The sequence below is a fragment of the Kitasatospora sp. NPDC058170 genome, from assembly GCF_042883905.1.
In the GTDB taxonomy this organism is placed as follows: Bacteria; Actinomycetota; Actinomycetes; order Streptomycetales; family Streptomycetaceae; genus Kitasatospora.
Map to the genome: position 1 here is coordinate 70,036 of NZ_JBHVUV010000015.1, position 20,984 is coordinate 91,019.

Below are 20,984 nucleotides of genomic sequence, written 5' to 3' on the forward strand. Positions count from 1 at the left end.
GGCCCGGTGTCAGACGGTCACGGCGGTCAGCAGCACGACCGAGTCGACGTGGGCCAGCAGACCGTGCCGCTCCTGCGGGATCGCCTCCAGCCGGCCCGCCGACAGCTCCTGCAGCCGACCGGCGATGGTCAGCGAGACCCGGCCGCGCAGCACCTGGATGCTGGCGGCGGCCGGGGCGTTGTGCTCGTCCAGCGAGGTGCCGGCGGTCAGCGCGATCACGGTCTGGCGCAGCACGCCGTCGTGGAGCACCAGATGGGCGCTGCGTCCGTGCGGGCCGGCGGCGGCCTTGGCGGCGTGTTCGTCGGCCAGCTGTTCGAGATCGACCATCGCGCGTCCTCCCGGGCGGGTTTCTCCCCCGGCCCAGCGTCGCGGACGGGCGGGTGTCCCGCACCTGGAGGTACTCGGCGTGCGGAGGTCGCCGAGTGCCTCCATGGTGGAGGCATGGCGACCAACAACAACAGTTTTCTCAGTGGGTTCCAGGTCAACCGCTCGCTGCTGGCCGGCGGTGCGGTGCTCACCGGAGTCGGTGCGGTGCTCGGACTGGCCGGCGCGGCCATGGTGTGCGCGGCGCTGGCCTCGGCCGGCCGGGGCTGGGTGCAGCAGCTGGACACCCCGCCCTCCGCGATGGCCCAGCGTGCGCTGCGCGAGGCGAAGGTGGCGTCGACGGCGGGCTGGGACGCCTGGCGCGCCGAGCGCAGCTCGGCCAACTAGGCCGGTCCTGGTCGGTCCTGGTCGGTCCTGGTCGGTCCGGGCCCTCTCCGGGTCCGGCCGCCGTCCGACCGCCGCCCGGCCGGGGGCCCGGTCGGGCGGCGGTCCGTGGCCGTCCGGGCTCAGAGGCCGAGCGACTTGGCGATGATGCTGCGCATGACCTCGCTCGTCCCGCCGTAGATCCGGAACACCCGGTTGTCGGTGTAGAGCCGGGCGATCGGGTACTCCAGGATGTACCCGTAACCGCCGTGCAGCTGAAGGCACTTGTCGATCAGCGTCGAGGCGGACTCGGTGCAGAACAGCTTCGCCGCCGCCGCGTCGGCGACCGTCAGCTCGCCGTTCTGGTACAGCTCCAGCGCGCGGTCCACCATCGACTGCTGGGCCATCACCTGGGCCTCGCAGTCGGCCAGCGTGAACTTGGTGTTCTGGAACTCCGCCACCGGCTTGCCGAAGACCTTGCGGTCCTTGACGTACTGGACGGCGAAGCGCACCGCCGCCGCGGAGGCCGCGTAGGCGCCGACCGCGATCGCCAGCCGCTCCTGCACCAGGTTGTGGGTCAGGTACGCGAAGGCCCGGCCCTCCTCGCCGAGCAGGTTCTCCACCGGCACCTTGACGTCGCTGAACGCCAGCTCGGCGGTGTCCGAGGTGCGCAGGCCGATCTTCTGCAGCTTGCGGCCGACCGTGTAGCCCTCGGACGCGGTGTCCACGCAGAGGATGGACAGCCCCGCCCGGCGGTTCTCCGGGTCGTACGGCGCGGTGCGGCAGACCACCAGGACCAGGTCGGCCAGCACGCCGCCGGTGATGAAGGTCTTCGCGCCGTTGAGGACGTAGTGGGTGCCGTCCCCGGAGAGCCGGGCGGTGGTGGTGATACCGGCCAGGTCGGAGCCGGCGCCCGGCTCGGTCATCGCGATGGCGGTCATGATGTCGCCGGAGACGAAGCCCGGCAGCCAGCGCCGCTTCTGCTCCTCGTCGGCGTACTCCAGCAGGTACGGCAGCACCAGGCCGGTGTGCACGCCGGAGGACCCGAAGCTGACGCCCGCCCGGGCGACCTCCTCGGCGATGACCGCCTGGTACTTGAAGCCGCTCTCGCCCGCGCCGCCGTACTCCTCCGGCACCTCGATGCCGTAGACGCCCAGTTCGCCGAGCTTGCGGTAGAAGTCGCGCGGCGGGTGGCCCTCGGCCTCCCAGCTCTCGTAGACGGGGACGACCTCGCGTGCGACGAAGTCCCGGATGGTCTCCCGGAAGGCCTCGTGGTCCTCGGTGAACACGGTGCGGCGCACGACGGCGCTCCCTTCGGTGGTGCCAGGTGATCGCCCCACAAGTTAATCTCCGGTAGCTTCGCCTGTCCAGGGTCGCCGCCCGGGTTTCGACGGCGGCCGCGGCCGCTGCCCCCACGTGGCTGCGACCGGTGCCGGGCCCGGCCCCCGGGGCCGTCAAGTGAATCCTTGCTAGCCTACGGACGGCATCGAACGACAGGGTGGAGGAGGAGCGTCATGGTGGTCCGGCGGCCGCCCGCGTCCTCCCGGCGGGCGCAGATCCTCGCCGTCGCCGCCGACCGGTTCCATCGCAGCGGTTACCACCAGGTCTCCATGACCGAGGTCGCCGCCGGGGTCGGCATCACCGCGCCGGCCCTCTACCGGCACTTCCGGGGCAAGCCCGAACTGCTCGACCGCGCCCTGCGGGTGGGGCTGGACGCGCTCGGGGAGGGGCTGCGCTCGGCCGGGGACACCGCCGGGGCCGGCGCGGCGCTGGCCGCCGTCGCGGTCGGGCACCGGCCGCTGGGCACCCTGGTCCAGCGGGACGCCCGGCTGCTGCCGCCCGCCCGGCGGGCCGCGCTGCGCCGTGAACTGCGGGCGGACGTCGCGGTGCTGGCCGCCCTGCTGCGCGCCGAGCGGCCCGCGCTGGCGGCCGCCGACGCCGAACTGCTGGGCTGGTCGGCGCTCTCGGTCTGTTCGGGCCTGTCCTACCAGTCGGCGCCGCCGCAGCCGCGCCGGGCCGAGCGGCTGCTGCGCGAGCTGGTGGCGGCGGTGTTCGCGGTGCCGCTCGACGCCGCCGTGGCCGATCCCGGTCCGGCGGCGCCGCCCGCGGCGGAGCCGAGGCCGCAGCCGCGCCGGGAGGAACTGCTGGCGGCGGCCGTCCGGCTGTTCCACCAGCGCGGCTTCGACAACGTCAGCACCGACCGGATCGGCGCCGCGGTCGGTATCTCCGGGCCCAGTGTGTACCGGCACTTCGACAGCAAGGCGCAACTGCTGGCCGCCTCACTGGTCCGCAGCCGGGAGCGGCTCTGGCACGAGGTCGAGGGCGCCATCGCCGCCGCCGACGGGCCGCAGCGGGCGCTGGCGGCCGGCCTGGACGCGTACGTCGGCTTCGCCCGGCGCAACGGCGACTACCTGGGCGCGATGCTCAGCGAGACCGAACGGCTGGCCCCGCCGGACCGCCGGGCCGCCGTCGACTTCCGCCGGGACTTCCTGCGGACCTGGGTCGGGCTGCTGTGCGCCGTCCGCCCGGAGTGCGACGGCGCGGAGGCCCGGATCCGGGTGCACGCGCTGTTCGCGCTGGTCAACGACGGGGTGCGGAACCGGCCCGGCAGCGAGCGGCCGGACCTCGGCGACTGCCTGCAGCGTCTGGGCCGGGCCGTCCTCGGGGTGGACGGATAGCCGCGGCCGGGTGCCCGCCCCGCGCTGGTGGGGCGGGCACCCGGCCCTGGAACAACGGTTGCGCCGTGGGGAGCGCGGGCGCGGCCTAGTAGAGGACGTGCGGGTAGTACACCTTGGCCGCGAGGTTGCCGTTGCCCTGCAGGGCGCCGACGTTGCCGGAGTTCCCGGCGACGGCCACGCCGTTGTTCTGGTTGCTGGCACCGGAACCGGTGGCGGTCTGCTGGGTGTTGACCACGTTGCCGTGGACGTTGCCGATGACGTTGTTGGAACCGGTGTTGCTCACCACGCTGCTGTTGGAGTGGTGGTCGGCGCCGGCGCCGTTGTCGGCGTGCGCGGTGGCGGCACCGACGCCGACGAGGAGGAACGCCCCGAGGGCGGTGACGGCGGCGGCTGCGCGAATACGGGACACGCTGGTCTCCCTGGTGGTGGAGTGCGAAAAGTGGCGCCTCCGGAGTGGCCGCCCCGAAGCGCCGTTGCCTGACGTCGCACGCCCAGCATTCACCAGGACCGTGGGCGAACTCCACCGAATGGGTGGCAATTCGCCCGATGGTGTCATGAAGAAGGCATTTACGGTGAACGGCCGAACCCGGCCCGGGTTTCGCCAGGGCGCCCAAGTTCCCTCGTCCGGTGGCATGTTCGCTCCGCCGAACGGGTCCGTCGACAAGGCCCCGCTGTCAACACGGTGTTGACCGGTCCTCTGTCGTCAGAAAGAAATGGTCGCCGGATAGTCGCACTGGCACACTGGGGACCCATGTCTGAAGGCCTCCCGCTCGACCCCGTGCCCGCCGAGGATCTGCGTACGACCGAGGTCGATCTCGGCGGACTGGTGAACGTCCTCGCCACCCACCTCTACTCCACCCCGCTGGTCGCCCTGCGCGAACTCGTCCAGAACGCCCACGACTCGCACACCCGGCGGCTGCTGGAGGACCCGGACGGCGACCACCGGCCGCTGATCCGGGTGCGCGGCGACGCCGACCGGCGCACCGTCGCGATCGAGGACACCGGCGCCGGCCTGACCGAGCCGGAGATCCACTCCTACCTCGCCACCGTCGGCACCGGCTACACCCGGATGCTGCGCGAACTCACCGGCAACCAGGAGCTGATCGGTGCCTTCGGGCTCGGCTTCCTCTCCGCCTTCTCGGTCGCCGACGAGGTCGTCGTCACCACCACCTCGCACCGCGAACCGGCCCTCGGCCACCGCTACCGCAGCCGCGGCGGCGAGCAGTACAGCGTCGAACCGGTGCCCGCCCGGCCCGTCCCCGGCACCGTGGTCGAGCTGGCCCTGAAGGCCGAACACGCCCACCTCGCCGACGAGTACGCGCTGCGCGAGGTGCTCGGCCGGTACTGCGTGCTGCTGCCGATCCCGGTCTACGTCGGCGACGACGACCAGCCCGTCAACGCCGTCCCGGTGCCCTGGCGCCAGCAGACCGCGGGGGACGTGCACGCGGCCCGGATGCGGTTCGCCTCCGCCTTCGGCCGGCGCTTCGAACCGCTCACCGCCTTCCCGGTCGAGCCGGTCGAGGGCGGCACCGACGCGATCGGCCTGCTCTGGGTCCAGGACGGCGGCACCTACGGCAGCAGCGACAACCGCGACCTCGCCGTCTACCTGCGCGGCATGCTGCTCTCCGAGGACGCCCGCGAGCTGCTGCCCAGCTGGGCCGGGTTCATCGGCGGCGTGGTCGAGTCCAGCCGGCTCACCCCCACCGCCAGCCGCGAGGACCTCCAGCGCGACGAGCACTACCGCGCCCTCCAGCAGACCCTCACCGACGCCATCGTCGACGGCCTCTACGAGACCGCCCGCCTGCACCCCGCCGCCTGGCGCCGCATCCTCGCCCGGCACGGCCAGGACCTGCTCGGCGCCGCGCTCTGCGACGACCGGCTCTTCACCCTGCTCGCCGACGACGTCCCGGTCCCCACCTCCCAGGGGGACCTGACCGCCGGCGCGCTGCGGGCGGCCGGCGGGGGAGCGGTGCACGTCGCGCTCGGCAGCGGCGGCGGCTTCGAGGAGATGCTCTACCGGGCCATGCAGGTGCCGATCGCCCGCGGCGACCGCTACGCCGTCCTGCCGTTCCTGCGCCGCTACGCCCGGCTGCGCGACTGCCGGATCGTCGAACTCGGCAGCGAGAGTGGCAACCGCGAGCTGTTCCGCGACCCCGAGCGCCCGCTGCCCGCGGAGGAGAGCGGCTGGCTGGCCGGCGCCCTCGCCGAACCGGGCGAGCAGCTCGTCCCGGCCCGGTTCGACCCGCCCGGCCTGCCGCTGGTGCTGGTGCCGGACCGCGAGGCCGAGCTCAAGGCCCGGATCGAGGACGACCAGACGGACGCCCGGATCCCGTCCGCGGCGCTGCGCCTGGCCAGGGCGTTCACCGCCCGCACCGACGGCGAGGTGAAGGCCCGGCTGTACCTCAACCTCGCCTGCCCCGCCGTCCAGGACCTGCTCACCGCCTACCGCGCCGGGCACACCGGCAGCGCCACCGCCGCCGGGCTGCTCCGCTCGCTCAAGGTGATCATGGCGGCGGCCTCGGCCGGTTCGGCCGGCGGGGACCTCACGGCGGCCCTGGCCGGCATCGGCACGGCGGTCTCGGCGCTGACCGCGGCCGTCCCCGAGGGCCTGCCCGGTGTCCCGGACAGCCCGGACGGCCTGGGCGGTCCTGGTGATTCGGACGGTCCCGGGGAGCGCTCCGGCGAGCGCGCCGGGGAGTCCTGAGCGGTGCCCGCGGAGACCTGCCCGCCGCACGGCCCGTCAGAGGCGGTCGGCACACTGTCCATCAGTACGACGCACAACCCGCAGGGGGAGACGGAACCGGTATGAGCACCGACATCTGGGCCTGGGTGCACGACACCCACCAGCAGCTGGCCGAGGCCGGCCACCGGCGGCTGGCCGACGCCATCTACGAGCTCCCCGGCCACGCCAACGAGGGGCGCAACGACCAGCTCGACGCCGTCTTCCCGGAGGCCGTCGCCGCCGCCCGGGCGCTCGGCCTGCCCTGGGTCGAGGTCTACCTGCGGCACTGGCGGATGCAGAACCTGCTGAACAAGCGCCACCAGGGCGAGCAGGCCCTGCCCGAGGCGGTCGACCTGCTGGAGTTCGCGCACCGCGAGGAGACCGCGGGCTGCCCGCAGTCCGTCTGCGTGGTGCAGGACTTCGCGATCTGCCACGCCCGGGTCGACGGCCCCGGCTACGTGCCCGAGCGGCTCGCCGTGCTCAGCGAGACGCTGGAGCGGATCGAGCCCGCCCGGGCCTGCTTCGACTGCCTCTCCCGGGAGTACTCCGACGCCCTGGAGGACGACGGCCGCCCGGCCGAGGCGCTCAGCCACCTCGACACCGCGGCCGCCCGGATCCAGGCGGCCGGCGAGCGGCTCTCGCTGCACTTCCACCACGCCCGGGCCGGTACCCTCCACCTGCTCGACCGGCACGAGGACGTGCTGGCCCTGCTCGACACCGCCGAGCAGGCCGAGCGCGCCCGGGGCCGCGAGATCGACGAGAGCGACCAGCGCTGGGGCGCCCTGCTGCGGGCCCGCGCGCTCGCCTCGCTGGGCCGCACCGATGAGGCCCTCGCCCTGCTGCCCCCGCTGGCGCAGGCCGAGCGCCACGCGGACCTGCGGGCGGCGTGGACGAAGACGGTCGAGCTGCTGGTCGCCGCCGGCGCCTGGGAGAACGACGCCGAGCTTGGGGCCGCCCTGGCCGGCTGGGTCGGCTACCTCGACGCCACCGGCTCGCACCGCCCCTGCGTCGACCTGCTGCTGGCCGCCGGACGGCTGGCCCTGGCCCGCGGTGCCCGGACGGTCGCGCTCACCCTGGCCGTCACCGGCGAGCGCAAGCTCGGCCGGCTGCGGCGCACCGAGGGCGTCGCCGAGCAGGTCGCCGCACTGCGGGCGGCCGCCGAGGCGCTCCCGGTGCCCGGGCTGCCGGTACCGCCCGCCGAGCTGGCGGCCCACCTCGCCGAGACGGACACGCCCTACGAGAGCGCCGCCGACCTGCTCGCCGCCGCCCTGGAGCAGTACCGGGGCGAGCCGTCCGGTGCCACCGGGCTGGCGCTCAACCTGGCCGCGGTGCTGGGCGGCCTCGGCCACGTCCGGGCCGCCGCCGACCAGCTCTGGGAGCGGCTCGACGCCGATCCGGGGAACGAGGAGCTGACCGGCCTGCTCGGCGCGATGCTGATCGACGCCGAGGACGGCGAGGGCGTCCGCCGCCTCGCCGACCGGCTCGCCGCGACCAGCCCGGCCGACGGGCACTGGGTGCGGGCGCGCTGGGCCGCCGCCGAGGGCCGCTGGGCCGAGGTGGTGGAGCAGTGCGAGGCGATCCTGGCCGCGCACCCGGACCGGATCAACACCCGTCGGCTGGCCGCCACCGCGGCGACCGAGCTGGGCGACCACCTGACCGCGCAGCGGCTGTACCAGGAGATCCTGGAGCACGCGCTGCCCGCCGAGGGCGCCCCGGAGCACGAGCAGCACCGCACCGTCCGGGAGCCGGACCTCTGGCACCTGATCACCGCGGCCACCGTCAACCGGGACTGGGCCGCGGTCCGCTCGACCGGCGCCCTGATCGGCATCGAGTTCGACGAGCCCGAGGGCCCGGTGGACGAGGAGTGGCAGCTGGTCACCGTCCGGGCCACCCGGACCAACGGTGCCACCGCGGACCTGCCGGCCGTCCGGACCGGCCCGGCGACCGCCCGGATCCTGCCGGTGCTCGGCGACGACCTGACGCTCAACCACGGCGACGTGGTGGTCTTCGGCCCGGCCCTGCTGGAGGAGCCGCCGGCCGAGGACGCCCCGGAGGAGGAGAAGCGGCGCTGGCGTCCGGTGTTCGGGCTGCTGACCCTGCTCGACCCGGCCGGCTGCACCACCTACTGGATCGACGGCGGCTGGCCGGGCGACCAGGCCTGGGGCGAGCTGCGCGAGGAGCTGCAGCAGGCCGGCTACGCGGTGTGGGCGTACAGCGGCGAGCAGTACAGCGTCACCGACCCGGCGGAGGAGGACGGCATGCTGCCCGGCATCTACGCCGCCCTCGCCGTGCCGCCGACCGCGCAGGCCGCCGAGGCGGACGCGCTGCTGCACCGGCTCACCGCGTCCTGGCCGCATCCGCTCGCCTGGCTCGACCTGGCCAGGGCCGCGGGCGCGGACACCGCCCGGCACGAGGGGATCATCGAGCGCTACGGCCTCTGAGGTCCGGTCACCGCTCCCCGGTCACCGCTCCCTGCTTCCCGCTCCCTGTTCCCCGTTCCACCGTTCACGGCCCCGGCGGGCCGGCCTCGCAGGCCCCCGCCGGGGCCGTCGCGCACCCTGCCCCCGTCCGCGGTCCGAGCCCGCCCCGCCCTCCTGCTTTAGATCTTCTTGGTGAATGCTTTACTGTTTCATTGCCAAGAGTCGACCCCCCTCAGGAGCGTCCACCCCGTGACCAGCCTCGCCCTCGGCCCGTCCTGGCTCGATCCGACCCACCTGATCTCCACCTTCGGGCTGCTCGGCATCCTGGCCATCGTCTTCGCCGAGTCCGGCCTGCTGATCGGCTTCTTCCTCCCCGGGGACTCGCTGCTCTTCACCACCGGCCTCCTGGTGGCCGGCGGCACCTACCTCCACCAGCCGCTCTGGCTGGTCTGCGCACTGATCGTGGCCGCCGCCGTGGCCGGGGACCAGGTCGGCTACCTCTTCGGCCGCAAGGTCGGACCGGGCCTGTTCCGCCGCTCCGACTCCCGGCTGTTCAAGCAGGAGAACGTGGAGAAGGCGGCCGCCTTCTTCGACCGGCACGGCCCGAAGGCCATCGTGCTGGCCCGCTTCGTGCCGATCGTGCGGACCTTCACCCCGATCGTCGCGGGGGTGGGAAGGATGAACTACCGGACCTTCGTCCTCTTCAACCTCATCGGCGGGGTGCTCTGGGGCGCCGGGGTCACCGTGCTCGGCTACTTCCTCGGCCAGATCCCCTTCGTCCGGGACAACATCGAGGCGATCCTGGTCGGCATCGTGCTGGTCTCGGTGGTCCCGGTGGCCGTCGAGGTGCTCCGGGCCCGCCGGGCCGGCGCCGCCGCGACGCGCCACCGCGCCGGGTAGGCACCCGCGGGGGCGGCCGCCCGCCGCCGCGTACATGTGCGTCCGGCTGTTCGATCAGGCAAGGTGTAACCGGAGATCGAGCGGCGGCCCGGGAAGCCCGGTGCCACCAAGGGGCGGCGAGGAGCGGAAGTGCCTAAGCGGGGCCGACCGGGCGGGGGCAAGCGGGCCAGGGGCGGCAGAGCGGTCCGGCAGACCCGCCGGACCGGGCCGCAGACACCCCCGGCGCGGCCGGTCCACCCCTCCGACGCGCCGCCCACCGAGGGGCTGCTCGGACACCCGGCCCCGTCCGTCGAAGCCCCCACCGTGATCCCGCTCGTCCCGCCGGTCCCGCCGACCAAGGGCCTGCTGGCCCCCGAGCCCGCCGAGCCCGCCGAGCCCGCCGAGTCCGAAGGCGAGGTCGAGCCCGAGGACGAACCGGTACCGGGGCCCTTCCCGGAGGCGCCCGCGCGCCGCCCGCGCTCGGTCGCCGAGGACACCCTCACCCCCGAGGAGTGGCGCGCCGCCGGCTACACCCCGCCCACCGGGATCGCCGTGCCCACCCTGCAGGTCGGCGCCCCCGGCGAGGCCCCCTGGCCGGACCGGATGCGCACCCTGCTGCGCACCCCGATGTCCGAGCGCCCGGCCTTCGAGCGGACCGCCCGCGAGCTGCACCCCTCCTCCGCCTCCGCCCGCAACGTCCCGCGCATCCTCGACCTGACGCTGCGCATCGGCGAGCTGCTGCTCGCCAGCGGGGAGGCCGCCGAGGACGTCGAGGCGGCCATGCTCGGCATCGCGCACGCCTACCGGCTGGACCGCTGCGAACCGCAGGTCACCTTCACCCTGATCGGCATCTCCCACCAGCCCTCGCTGGTCGAGCCGCCGATCACCGCGGACCGCGTAGTGCGCCGCCGCACCTCCGACTACACCCGCCTCACCGCCGTCTACGAGCTGGTCGCCGACATCACCGCGGAGCAGGTCTCCGTCAACGACGCGTACCGCCGCCTCGCCGCGATCCGCCGCAACCGGCACCCGTACCCGGCCTGGGTGCTCTCGCTGAACACCGGCCTGCTGGCCGGCGCGGCGACCTTCCTGGTCGGCGGGCGGATGGACGACAAGGCCTGGCTGGTGTTCGCCAGCGCCTTCATCGCCGCCGTCCTGGGCGACCGCCTGGCCTCCTCGATCGCCCGCCGCGGGCTGCCGGAGTTCTACCAGTTCGTGCTCGCCGCGATGCCCGCGGCGGCCTCCGGCATCATCCTGTCCTTCAACGACTGGGGCCTGCGCGGCTCCGTCGTGATCACCGGCGGACTGTTCGCCCTGCTCCCCGGGCGCGCCCTGGTGGCCGCCGTCCAGGACGGCCTGACCGGCTTCTACATCACCGCCGCCGCCCGGCTGCTCGAAGTGATCTACCTGGTCGCCGGCATCGTGATCGGCGTGATGCTGATCCTCTACCTCGGCGTCGGCTTCGAGGCCAAGCTCAGACCGGACGAGAGCCTGGTCGGCGTCAACTACCCGCCGGTCCAGATGGTCGCCGCGCTGGTGCTGACCCTCGCCTTCGCGATGCTGCTGCAGACCGACCGCCGCGCGCTCGCGATGGTCACCCTGAACAGCGGCATCGGCTGGTCCAGCTACGGCGTGCTGGTCTACAACGCGGGCATCTCGCCGATCGTGGCGACCGGCGTGGCGGCCGGCCTGGTCGGCCTCTTCGGGCAGCTGATGGCCCGTTACCGCTACGCCTCGGCGCTGCCCTACGTGACGGCGGCGATCGGGCCGCTGATGCCGGGTTCGGCGCTCTACCTCGGGATGCTGTCCTTCGCCCAGGGGCACGCCAGCGGCGGCCTGGTCCAGATCAGCCGCGCGGCGGCGATCGCGATGGCGCTGGCGATCGGCGTCAACCTCGGTGGCGAGGTGGCCCGGCTCTTCATGAAGCTCCCCGGCGGCGGCGAACGGCCGCTGCTCGCCCCGGCCCTCCCCAGACGGGCGGCCAAGCGCACCCGCGGCTTCTGAGCGGACGTTGGAGAAGGAACGGAGCCACGCGGACCGGTGGTTGGGCGGCTGTTGTCCCCCGGTCCATGTCGCGGCAGGCAGCACGCAGTACCAGGAACGAAGGTAAGACCCATGACCACACTGCTGGACGGCTACCGCGAGCACATCCTCGCCTCGCACAAGCAACCGCTGTTCCTGCTGCTGGTCGGCTTCATCACCTCGTTCGTCTTCATCCGGTTCAGCGTGCGGATGATCAGGGCCCAGGTGCGCTGGTGGCCCGGCAACGTGACCCCCGGCGGGCTGCACATCCACCACATGGTGTTCGGCCTGGGCTTCCTGCTGGTGGGCGGCATCGGGGTGTTCGCGACCTACGGCGGGCACCCGTGGATCGACCTGTTCGGGCTGCTCTTCGGCATCGGCTGCGGCCTGGTGCTGGACGAGTTCGCGCTGATCCTGCACCTGGACGACGTCTACTGGGGCGAGCAGGGCCGCAAGTCGGTGGACGCGGTGATCTTCGGCATCCTGTTCACCGCGCTGCTGCTCGTGGGATACGTGCCGCTCGGTGCGGAGCCCAGCAAGGACACCAGGTGGGGGCTGGTGTCGGTGATCTCGCTGAACGCGCTGGCCATGGTCGTCACCCTGCTCAAGGGCAAGGTGTGGACCGGTCTGCTCGGGATCATGGTGCCCGGCATCTCCTGGATCGGCGCGATCCGGCTCGCCCGCCCGAGCAGCCCCTGGGCGCGCTGGCGGTACGCGACCCGTCCGCGCCGCCGGGCGCGGGCGCTCCGGCGCGAGCGCCGACTGCACCGGCGTGCGGACATCGCCCGTACCTGGCTTTTCGACCTGATCGCCGGCGCCCCCGACAAGGTCTCGGCCAACCACCCCGCCGCCCACCGGGTCGCCGAGCGGATGGCCGCCCGGGCCAGCGCCCACCTCGACGCGCACGCCGCCCGGGCGCTGGCCCGGCGCTCCGCCCGGCTCGCCGACCGCCGCTCGGCGGCCTCCTCGCCCGGCGGCGCGCCGACCGGCACCGGGTACGCCCGGACGCCGTCCGGCTACGCCCCCGCCGGGCACGAGCCGGGCCGCCAGCACGGGGCGCAGCAGCGCCGCCGGACGGTCCGGGCCGGCCGCAGCCGCACGTACGCGGTGCGTCCGACGGGCCTGGAGCGACGGCCGGACCGTCACCCCCACCTGCGGCCGCGCACGCCCAGGATCCACCGGTAGTTCGTATACCCTGTCCGCCTGACCGAAGATGAGGTGCAGTCGGATCATCCGATGGATCACTCGGTCGGCGGTGCGGGGTTGGTGTGTGAAAAGCGCCGGGCTTGAGAATATTGCGGCGAGTGACTGAATTGTCACGTGATGCGATGTTTCCACCGGATCGTCAGGCCCGGCCGCCCCCAGGGCGGTATGGCGCCGGGCGCATGAGAAGGGCTGACCCGTGGCGCGCAGGATCCTGCCGACCCTCCTGTTGTCCCTCACCGCCCTGCTCGGGCTGCTCCCCGCCGCCGCTGCCTCCCCGGCCGGTCCCGACTCCCCGAACTCTCCGAACTCCCAGGCCGCCCCGGTGGACGCCGCGGCCCCGGCTGCGGCCGGCCAGGGTGCCGGGGGACCGGGTGCGGGCGGTCCGGGCACCGCAGACGAGGCCTATCCCTCGACCGAGGACATCGACCGCTCCCGGGCCGAGGCCGACCACCGGGCCGCCTCGGTCGCCGCCATCGAGGCCGGGCTCGCCGCCGCCAGGGCGGAACTCGACCGGGACGGCCGGGCCGCCGAGCAGGCCGTCGAGGCGTACAACGGCGCCCGGCTCGCGCTCGACCGGGCCCGCACCGAGGAGTCCGCCGCCGCCCGGCGGGCCGCCGCGGCCGAGACCGAGCGGGCCGAGGCCGCCGAGGGCGCCGCCCAGCTGGCCGCCGAAACGTACCGCCAGGGCACCACCGCCGAGCTCTCCGCCATCAACGCCCTGCTTGGCGCGCACGGTCCGCGCGCGGCCGGCGACCAGGCCGCCGTGGTCGGCGTCGCCAGCGACCGGACCCGCCAGATCCTGGACGCGGCCACCTCCACGGCCGCCGCCGCCACCCGTGCCTCCACCGCCGCCCGGCAGGCCGCGGAGGCCGCCGAACGGGCCGCCGCCGAGGTCGGCGCCGCCAGGCAGCGCGCGGAGGAGCGGCTCGCGGCGCAGCAGACCCAGGTCGTCACCGTCGGCCTGCGCCGCGAACAGCTGCTCGTCGACCTCGCCGCCGCCCGCAACACCACCGTCGAGTTGGAGCGCCGGAGGCAGGAGGCGCTGGAGGCGATCGCGGCCCGCGAGGCGGAGGAGGCCGCCCGGGCCGCCGCGGAGAAGGCCGCCGCCGAGAAGGAGGCGGCGGAGAAGGCGGCCGCGGAGAAGGCCGCCGCCGCGGAAGCCGCCGTTGCCGCCGCCGTTGCCGCTGTGGCGGCGGAGAAGGTCGCCAAGGGTGCGGCCGCGCCGCCGCCCGCCGCCCGCCCGTGGTCGGCGGAGGGCGCCGCCGCGGCCGTGGCCTTCGCCCGTTCCAGGATCGGCCTGCCCTACGTCTGGGGCGGTGAGGGCCCCGGCGGCTACGACTGCTCGGGGCTGACCATGATGGCCTGGCGTCAGGCCGGCCGGCAGCTCAACCACTTCGCCGCCGACCAGTACGCCCAGAGCACCCCGATCGGCTACCGCCAGCTCCGCCCCGGCGACCTGGTCTTCTGGACCGACACCGGCCGGGCCGCCGACATCCACCACGTCGGCCTCTACATCGGCGAGGACCAGATGATCGAGGCACCCCGCCCCGGCATGCCCGTCAAGCAGGCCAGCCTCTGGATCATGGGCACCCCGGACTTCTACGCCCGCCCGTAGCCCGGTCGGTCGCCCGCAGCCCGTAGCTCGTGGTCCGTAGCTCGTGGTCTGTGGCCCGGCCGGTGGCCCTGCCCCGGCGCCCGGAACGGTGCCGGAATAAATGGGATGCCGTCCGCGGGGCCCGGTCGTACGGTGGGCCGATGGGCAACGATGTGCACGGCGCGACCCGTGACCCGGGGAGCAGCCGACCGCAAGAGGGCGTGACCGAGGTCGAGATCCGCGCGATCGCCGAGGACGAGATCGCCGCGTGGGACAGGGCGCTGGCCCTCGGGTTCTTCCGGGCCCACGTGGAGAGCGCCGCCGACTACCGGCGGATGCAGTGGCAGCCCGGCCGGCTGCTCGCGGCGGTGGACGGCGGACGCCACGTCGCCACCTTCCGCAGTTTCGACACCGAGCTGACCGTCCCCGGAGGTGCCACCGTCCAGGCGGACGCCGTCACCTCCGTCACCGTCAGCGCCACCCACCGGCGGCGCGGCCTGCTCTCCCGGATGATCACCCGGGACCTCGCGGCCGCCCACGAGCGCGGCCTGCCGGTCGCCATCCTGATCGCCGCCGAGTACAACATCTACGGCCGGTTCGGCTTCGGCCCGGCCACCCGCGGCCACGGCTGGGACGTCGACCTGGAGCGCGCCCGCGGCCTGCGGGCGGACCTGCCCACCGTGCCCGGCGGGCGGGTCGACTTCGCCACCATGGAGGAGATGCGCAAGCTGGGCCCCGAGCTGCACGACCGCTGGCGGCTCACCCAGCCCGGCGCGATCGCCCGCGACGAGATCTGGTGGAAGCGCCAGACCGGCGAGATCCAGGTGCCCGGCTTCGACTTCAAGGAGCCGTTCGCGGCCGTCCACCGGGACGCCGAGGGCACCGTCACCGGTTACGCGGCCTACCGGGTGGACGACAGCTGGGACGGCAGCTACCCCAACTGCACCCTGACCGTCGTCGACTTCCTCGCCCTCGACCGGGCCACCGCCGCCGAGCTGTGGCGCTTCGTCCTCTCCGTGGACTGGGTGCGCAAGGTCGTCATCGAGAACATCGGCCCGGACGATCCGCTGCCGTTGCTGCTGAGGGACCCGCGCGCGGCCACCCCGTACGCGGAGAACGCGGACTTCATGTGGCTGCGGGTCCTCGACGTCGAGGCGGCCTTCTCCGCCCGGACGTACGGCGCCCCCGGCCGGATCGTGCTCGACGTCACGGACCGCGACGGCTACGTCGCCGGGCGCTGGGCCGTCGAGGCCGCCGCCGACGGCACCGGCCGGGTCACCCGCACCACGGACGACGCCGACCTGGCCCTGGGCGCCGCCGCCCTCGGCTCGCTCTACCTGGGCGGCGAGACCGCGCCCAGGCTGGCGGCCGCCGGTCTGGTCACCGAGCTCCGTCCGGGCGCCGCCGCGGCCGCCGACCTGCTGCTGCGCACCCCGCTGCTCGCCTGGAACCCGGACAGCTTCTGACCGGTCCCGCCGCCTCGCGGACCCTTGCGGCCCCCGCCGCCGCCCCCGACCGGGTCGGCGGCGGGGGCCGTCGGGCTACTTGACGGCCGTCTTCCCGATGGTGGGGAGGATGAAGTCCTGGATCAGGCCCTTGGCGTCGCGGACGATCGGGCGGAACACCCGGTAGCGGGAGAGGTTGATGACCCGGGCGACCATCGGGGTCGAGCGGTGGATGTACTCGCGGGTGCGCTCGGTGTCCGGAGTGCGGTCGAAGACCCAGTAGAGGACGACGATCATCAGGTTGAGCCAGAGCAGGTCGGGCAGCAGCTCGGCGAGTTCGGCGTCCAGCTTGGGGGCGAGGTCGGAGCCGGTCAGCACCTCGCGGAACAGCTCGACCGCGGTGGCCCGGGCCGGGTGGGACTCGTTGGAGAACGGGCTCAGCGAGCTGGTCGGGTCGGCCGCGGTGCGGAAGAACTGGGCGGCGAACTCGTGGTACGGCGCCGCGCAGTCGACCCAGGAGGCCACCGCGATCTCCAGGCGCTCGGTGAAGTCCTTGGTCCCGGCCATCCGGCGGCGGGCGTCGGCGGCGTGCTCGTAGGTCATCCGGTCGTAGAACCCCTGGATGAGGAATTCCTTCGACGAGAAGTAGTAGTAGGCGTTGCCGACCGAGACGCCCGCCTCGGCGGCGATGGCGCGCATGGTCGTCTTCTCGTAGCCGCGTTCCTGGAACAGCCGCATGGCCGTCTCCAGGATCAGCGCGCGGGTCTGCTCGCTCTTGTCCGTCTTCGGCTGGGCGCGGCTGCCGCGCGGCTCGGCGGGCGGTGCCGTCGTCGGCGCACCGTCCGCCCCCTCCGGGCTGTCCGTGCCGCTGGTGCCGTTCGTTCCGTTCGTCGCTGCCAGGTCGTCCACGGCCACGAGCCTAGCCGGATCGCTCAGCTCCAGCCGGTGTCGGTGCGGACAGCACCGGATGCCCCCTCCGCATCCGGTACCGCCGCCTCGCCCCCGACTCTTTCGAACACGTTCAAAAGCATGGGGAGACTCTAGAGGTATGGGTTGAACATGTTCAAGTCCGAGATGTGGGAGGCTCGCCACATGAACGCCACCATTCGTCGGGGTACCGCGCAGGACGCCGCGGCCGTCGCCGGTCTGCACGCCCGCAGCTGGCGCACGGCCTACACCGGGATCGTTCCGGAGGAGGCGCTCGGCGACGGGCTCACCGGCGAGCGGCACGAGGTCTGGGCGCTGCGGCTGTCCGTCGACTACGGCGAGCCGGCCAACACCCCCGAGCTCCTGATAGCCGAGGAGGCGGGGAACGCCGTGGGCTTCGCGTACGTCGTCCCGCAGCCGGACGGGCGCGTCCTGCTCGACAACCTGCACATCCGGCCGGGCCGTACCGGCGGCGGCATCGGCCGCGCACTGCTGCACGCGGCGTGTGAGCACGTCGCGCGGCAGCACCCCGGGGCCGACCTCTACCTGGAGGTGCTGTGCGGGAACACCCGCGCCGTCGCCTTCTACGAGCGCGAGGGCGGGCGCCGCACCGCCGAGCAGGAGGGCGTCTTCCCCGGCGGGTACGTGTTGCCCGAGTACGAGTACACCTGGCCGGCCGAGGCACTGCGCGCGGTGGCGGGTCAGTCGGTGTCGTAGACCGTCACCGGCACCCCCCGGTCCACCAGACGTGCCGTCACCAGCGGCTCGACCAGCTCCCAGCGCCCGCCGGCCAGGCCGCAGCCGATCCGGGGCAGGTGGACGGAGGCGCCGAGCGCGAGTGCCTGCCCGGAAAGCCGCTCCAGCGCGGCGTCGATCGCCTCGTACCGGACCGGCACGCCCGTCGAACGGCCCGTCCGGATGCCGCGCTGGCCGACCATGTTCGCCACCCAGACGAGCCGCTCGACCTGCACCACCTGTACGGCGCCCAGGCCGAAGTCGTTCTCCGCGCGCTCCCGGTGCCAGCGCCGAAACGCCGCCTCCGGCTCCGGCCAGCGCTTCGACAGGGCCAACACGAAGCCCTTACCCCAGCCGCCGAGGTCGTTGCAGACATGCGCGATGACCTTCGCGCCCTTCCCCTGGGGCGCGGTGGCATCGCCCCGCAGGTACCGGATGGTCGCCGTCTCCATGCCCGCACGCTAGCGGGCGGCACTGACACTGCACTCGGTGCTTTCGGGCGTTCCGGTGCTTCCTGCCGTCCCGGCGGTCCCCACTGTTCCGGTTGACCCGGCTGGCCCGGTCGCGGCGCGGTCGCGCGGTACCCGCAGGTGGCGGCGGCCGGTGAGGGCGATCAGCAGGGCCAGCGTGGCGGCCCCGGCCGGCAGCCAGTAGCCGGTGCCGGGGGCGGCGTGTTCGGCGACCGTTCCGCCGAGGGCCGCGCCGGCCGAGATGCCGACCACGATGCCGGACACCGCGACCGCCATGCCCTCGTTCAGCTGCCGCTGCGGCAGCAGCTCCTGCACCAGCGTCATCCCGGTGACCATGGTCGGCGCGGTGCCCGACCCGGCCACGAACAGCACTGCCCCGAGCACGCCGAGACCAACGCCGCCCAGCCCCGCCGCCAGCGGCAGGAGCAGCAGCCCCGCCATCGCCGTGATCCCCAGCAGGAAGCGGGTGCCCGCCGCCCGGCGCGGCCGCAGCAGTCCGAAGACCAGCCCCGCCGCACAGGAGCCGCCCGCCACCAGCCCCAGCAGCCCGCCCGCCAGCGGCTTGTGGCCGAGCGCGTCGGCGTACGCGAGGGTGGTGACCTCCATCGAACCGAAGATCACGCCGGTCGCCAGGAAGGTCAGCAGCAGGACCCGCAGCCCGGGCACCCGGAGCGGCGAGCCGTGCCGCTCCCCGGCGGCGGGTCCGCCGAGCGGCGGCTCGGTCCGCCGCTGGGCGGCGAACAGCAGCGCGCCCGCGGTGCCGAGCACGCCGGCCGTGACCAGCCCGGCCTCCGGCGCCACCGAGGTGCAGAGCAGCAGCGCCAGCACCGGCCCGGCCATGAAGCACAGCTCGTCCAACGCCTGTTCGAGGGAGTTCGCCAGGTGCCGGGCCGCCGGGTCCGCCCGGTACAGGTGCGCCCAGCGGGACCGGGCCATGCCGCCCATGTTCGGCGCGCCCGCGCACGCCGCCCAGCAGGCGTACAGCGTCCAGTCGGGCGCGTCGGACCGGACGCAGAGCAGCAGCCCGGTGAGCGGAACGGCGTTGTACAGCACGGTCGGTACGGTCACCCGCGCCTGCCCGTACCGGTCCACCAGCCGTCCGAGCAGCGGCAGGGCCACTGCCCCGGTGGCCAGCCCGGCCGCCGCGACGGTGCCCGCCAGCGCGTACGAGCCGCGCCGTTCGCTGATCAGCACCACCAGGGCGACGCCGGTCATCGACATCGGGAGGCGGGCGAGCAGCCCGGCCAGGGTGAAGGCGGCGGTGCCGGGCAGGGCGAACAGCCGGCGGTAGGAGACAGGCATGGGGCTCCGAAGAGAAGGGGGGTGGATGCCCCCAGCCTCGCGGTGCCGCCCGCCGGCGGTCCAACACCTGTTTCGCCGCACTCACAACAGCATGTTGTTAATCTGCCGCCATGTCCCGTGACCTGCACCCCCGTCTGCTGCGCGGCTTCGTCGCGACCGCCGAGACCCTCCACTTCGGCCGGGCCGCCGAGCGCCTGCACATCGCCCAGCAGGCGCTCAGCCGGGACATCCGCTCACTGGAGGACCTGTTCGGCGACGCGCTGTTCACCCGCACCACCCGCAGCGTCGAACTCACCCCGGCCGGACTGCGGTTGCTGCCCAAGGCCCGCAGCCTGCTGGACCTGCACGACGAGCTCGTCACGGACGCCGCGCACCGCCCGCTGCTCCTCGACCTGAACAGCGATGTCACCGGACCGGATCTGACCTCCGCCCGGATCCTCGAACAGGCCCGGGCCGCTTGGCCGCAGGGCGAGATCCTGGCCCGGTTCCACGGCGGCCTCGCGGCGGCGGCCGGTGAGCTGCTGGCCCACCGGCTGGACGTCTCGTTCGGCCGCTTCGCCGGGCTGGCGGCCGGACAGCGCGCCCAACTCCACCAGACCCCGGTGCGGTTGGAGCGGATCTCGGTGATGATGGCGGTCGGCCACCCGCTCGCCGACCGGCCGGTGCTGCGTCTCGCGGAGTTGGCGGACCACCCGGTGGACGTCTGCGCCGGCAACCCGGCCACCACCGAGTGGGCCGAGTTGGGGGCCCGGCTGCTGCGCGAGCACGGGCTGGTGCCGGCCGCGCCGTACGTGCCACCGGTCGGGGTCGACGAGACGGCCCGCTACCTCACCCGGCACGGTGATCCGATGCTGACCACCACGGGTGGACCGCTGATCCCCGGCGTGGTGAACGTGCCGTTGGTCGACCCGGTGCCGCTCAGCCTGGTCAGCCTGGTGCGCCGTCCGCAGCTGCGCCACCCCGGGCTGGCGGCGCTGGCCGAGGCGGCGGCGGGGCTCGGCGCGCGCGAGGGCTGGCTGCGCCGCCCCGCGGGCAGCTGGCTGCCGGACGCGGACGCGGCGCTGCTGACGGTCTGACGATTTTCCCGCCGGTTCGGGGATTGCCGGGCCCCCGGCGGTTGTTGTGGCCGGGGACGACCTCGCCCCTGCCGCTCGGGGGTCGGCAGGGGCGAGGCGTCCTCGACGCGGTGGCGGGCGGTCGGGTCAGGCCGCCTTGACGGCGGAGATGTCGAAGCTGAGCTTGACCTTCTCGCCGATCAGGACGCCGCCGGTCTCCAGGGCGGCGTTGTACGTCAGGCCCCAGTCGGTGCGGTCCAGGACGGCCGAGCCCTCGAAGCCGACCCGCTCGGCGCCGTACGCGTCGGTGGCGCTGCCGGTGTAGTCCAGGTCCAGGACGACCTGGCGGGTGGTGCCCTTGATGGTCAGCTCGCCGGTCATCCGGTACGAGTCGCCGCGCAGCCGCTCGGCGGAGGTGGAGCGGAAGCGGATCTCGGGGTGGGTCTCGGCGGCGAAGAAGTCGCCGGTGCGCAGGTGCTCGTCGCGCTGGGCCTGGTTGGTGTCGATGCTCGCGACCTTGATGACCAGCTCGGCGCTGGAGTTGGTCGGCGTCGTCCCGTCCAGGTGGAGCTTGCCGTCGTACTCGGTGAAGCGGCCCTTGACGTTGGTCACCATCGCGTGGCGCACCGAGAAGCCGACCTCGCTGTGGGTGGTGTCGATGGCCCAGTCTCCGGTGAGGTGGCCCAGCTCCGGCCCGGCGGGGGCCTCGGCGACGGCGACGGCGGTGGTGGTCTTGGTGCGGTTGAAGATGCCCATGGCTCCTCCTCGGGTCGGAAGCCGTTTGTTTAGGCTTCAACTTGTTGGCTCCACCATAGACCCGTTTCGTTCAAAGTTCAACCATG

The 20,984-nt window shown here is 74.1% G+C and carries 18 protein-coding genes; 11 read left to right on the plus strand and 7 right to left on the minus strand.

Going from position 1 to position 20,984, the window contains the following annotated elements:
* Window positions 1-9: 9 nt before the first annotated feature.
* Window positions 10-327, minus strand: coding sequence for a cupin (locus ACFVVX_RS18365; RefSeq protein WP_387946657.1), 318 nt, complete (start codon window positions 325-327; stop codon window positions 10-12).
* Window positions 328-441: 114 nt separating this feature from the next.
* Here ACFVVX_RS18365 and ACFVVX_RS18370 point away from each other — a divergent pair, with 114 nt between their 5' ends.
* Window positions 442-711, plus strand: a complete 270-nt coding sequence (locus tag ACFVVX_RS18370) for a hypothetical protein (RefSeq protein ID WP_387946659.1) — start codon at window positions 442-444, stop codon at window positions 709-711.
* A gap of 119 nt (window positions 712-830) precedes the next feature.
* Here the strand turns inward: ACFVVX_RS18370 and ACFVVX_RS18375 are convergent, their stop codons facing one another.
* Window positions 831-1,988 carry an acyl-CoA dehydrogenase family protein gene (locus ACFVVX_RS18375; protein WP_387946661.1) on the minus strand — a complete coding sequence of 386 codons (1,158 nt, stop codon included), beginning with the start codon at window positions 1,986-1,988 and terminating at the stop codon, window positions 831-833.
* Between the two features lie 213 nt (window positions 1,989-2,201).
* Here ACFVVX_RS18375 and ACFVVX_RS18380 point away from each other — a divergent pair, with 213 nt between their 5' ends.
* Complete coding sequence (locus tag ACFVVX_RS18380) at window positions 2,202-3,365, plus strand: TetR/AcrR family transcriptional regulator (RefSeq protein ID WP_387946663.1); 1,164 nt, start codon at window positions 2,202-2,204, stop codon at window positions 3,363-3,365.
* An 85-nt stretch (window positions 3,366-3,450) separates the two neighbouring features.
* On the opposite strand, the gene ACFVVX_RS18385 is transcribed toward ACFVVX_RS18380, so the two are convergent.
* On the minus strand, window positions 3,451-3,774 hold the full coding sequence (locus tag ACFVVX_RS18385) for a hypothetical protein (RefSeq protein ID WP_387946665.1): 324 nt from the start codon (window positions 3,772-3,774) through the stop codon (window positions 3,451-3,453).
* A 342-nt stretch (window positions 3,775-4,116) separates the two neighbouring features.
* Here ACFVVX_RS18385 and ACFVVX_RS18390 point away from each other — a divergent pair, with 342 nt between their 5' ends.
* From ACFVVX_RS18390 to ACFVVX_RS18420, 7 genes are all read left to right on the plus strand, one after another.
* The gene (locus ACFVVX_RS18390; protein ID WP_387946667.1) at window positions 4,117-6,069 is read left to right on the plus strand and encodes an ATP-binding protein; all 1,953 of its coding nucleotides are present in this window, start codon (window positions 4,117-4,119) and stop codon (window positions 6,067-6,069) included.
* Between the two features lie 101 nt (window positions 6,070-6,170).
* Window positions 6,171-8,528 carry a hypothetical protein gene (locus tag ACFVVX_RS18395; RefSeq protein WP_387946669.1) on the plus strand — a complete coding sequence of 786 codons (2,358 nt, stop codon included), beginning with the start codon at window positions 6,171-6,173 and terminating at the stop codon, window positions 8,526-8,528.
* Window positions 8,529-8,756: 228 nt separating this feature from the next.
* The gene (locus ACFVVX_RS18400) at window positions 8,757-9,407 is read left to right on the plus strand and encodes a DedA family protein (protein ID WP_387946671.1); all 651 of its coding nucleotides are present in this window, start codon (window positions 8,757-8,759) and stop codon (window positions 9,405-9,407) included.
* Between the two features lie 129 nt (window positions 9,408-9,536).
* A complete protein-coding gene (locus tag ACFVVX_RS18405) occupies window positions 9,537-11,390 on the plus strand; it encodes a threonine/serine exporter ThrE family protein (protein ID WP_387946673.1) in 1,854 nt (617 codons plus the stop codon).
* Between the two features lie 111 nt (window positions 11,391-11,501).
* Window positions 11,502-12,593, plus strand: coding sequence for a hypothetical protein (locus tag ACFVVX_RS18410; protein ID WP_387946675.1), 1,092 nt, complete (start codon window positions 11,502-11,504; stop codon window positions 12,591-12,593).
* 217 nt (window positions 12,594-12,810) lie between these two features.
* Window positions 12,811-14,229 carry a C40 family peptidase gene (locus ACFVVX_RS18415; protein WP_387946677.1) on the plus strand — a complete coding sequence of 473 codons (1,419 nt, stop codon included), beginning with the start codon at window positions 12,811-12,813 and terminating at the stop codon, window positions 14,227-14,229.
* A gap of 140 nt (window positions 14,230-14,369) precedes the next feature.
* Complete coding sequence (locus ACFVVX_RS18420; protein WP_387946679.1) at window positions 14,370-15,674, plus strand: GNAT family N-acetyltransferase; 1,305 nt, start codon at window positions 14,370-14,372, stop codon at window positions 15,672-15,674.
* Window positions 15,675-15,749: 75 nt separating this feature from the next.
* Here ACFVVX_RS18420 and ACFVVX_RS18425 read toward each other — a convergent pair whose 3' ends face one another.
* The gene (locus ACFVVX_RS18425) at window positions 15,750-16,553 is read right to left on the minus strand and encodes a TetR family transcriptional regulator (protein ID WP_387946892.1); all 804 of its coding nucleotides are present in this window, start codon (window positions 16,551-16,553) and stop codon (window positions 15,750-15,752) included.
* 192 nt (window positions 16,554-16,745) lie between these two features.
* Between ACFVVX_RS18425 and ACFVVX_RS18430 the strand changes: the two genes are divergently transcribed.
* Window positions 16,746-17,297 (plus strand): GNAT family N-acetyltransferase, encoded by a 552-nt coding sequence (locus tag ACFVVX_RS18430; RefSeq protein ID WP_387946681.1) that lies wholly within the window; start codon window positions 16,746-16,748, stop codon window positions 17,295-17,297.
* Here ACFVVX_RS18430 and ACFVVX_RS18435 read toward each other — a convergent pair.
* Entirely contained in the window at window positions 17,282-17,767 is a 486-nt protein-coding gene (locus ACFVVX_RS18435; protein WP_387946683.1) for a macro domain-containing protein, read from the minus strand. The genes ACFVVX_RS18430 and ACFVVX_RS18435 overlap by 16 nt on opposite strands.
* 9 nt (window positions 17,768-17,776) lie before the next feature.
* Window positions 17,777-19,087, minus strand: coding sequence for an MFS transporter (locus tag ACFVVX_RS18440; RefSeq protein WP_387946685.1), 1,311 nt, complete (start codon window positions 19,085-19,087; stop codon window positions 17,777-17,779).
* 110 nt (window positions 19,088-19,197) lie between these two features.
* Between ACFVVX_RS18440 and ACFVVX_RS18445 the strand changes: the two genes are divergently transcribed.
* Window positions 19,198-20,163: a LysR family transcriptional regulator gene (locus ACFVVX_RS18445; protein ID WP_387946687.1), complete on the plus strand. Its 966-nt coding sequence runs from the start codon at window positions 19,198-19,200 to the stop codon at window positions 20,161-20,163.
* Between the two features lie 126 nt (window positions 20,164-20,289).
* Here the strand turns inward: ACFVVX_RS18445 and ACFVVX_RS18450 are convergent, their stop codons facing one another.
* Window positions 20,290-20,898: a YceI family protein gene (locus ACFVVX_RS18450; RefSeq protein WP_387946689.1), complete on the minus strand. Its 609-nt coding sequence runs from the start codon at window positions 20,896-20,898 to the stop codon at window positions 20,290-20,292.
* Window positions 20,899-20,984 lie beyond the last annotated feature (86 nt).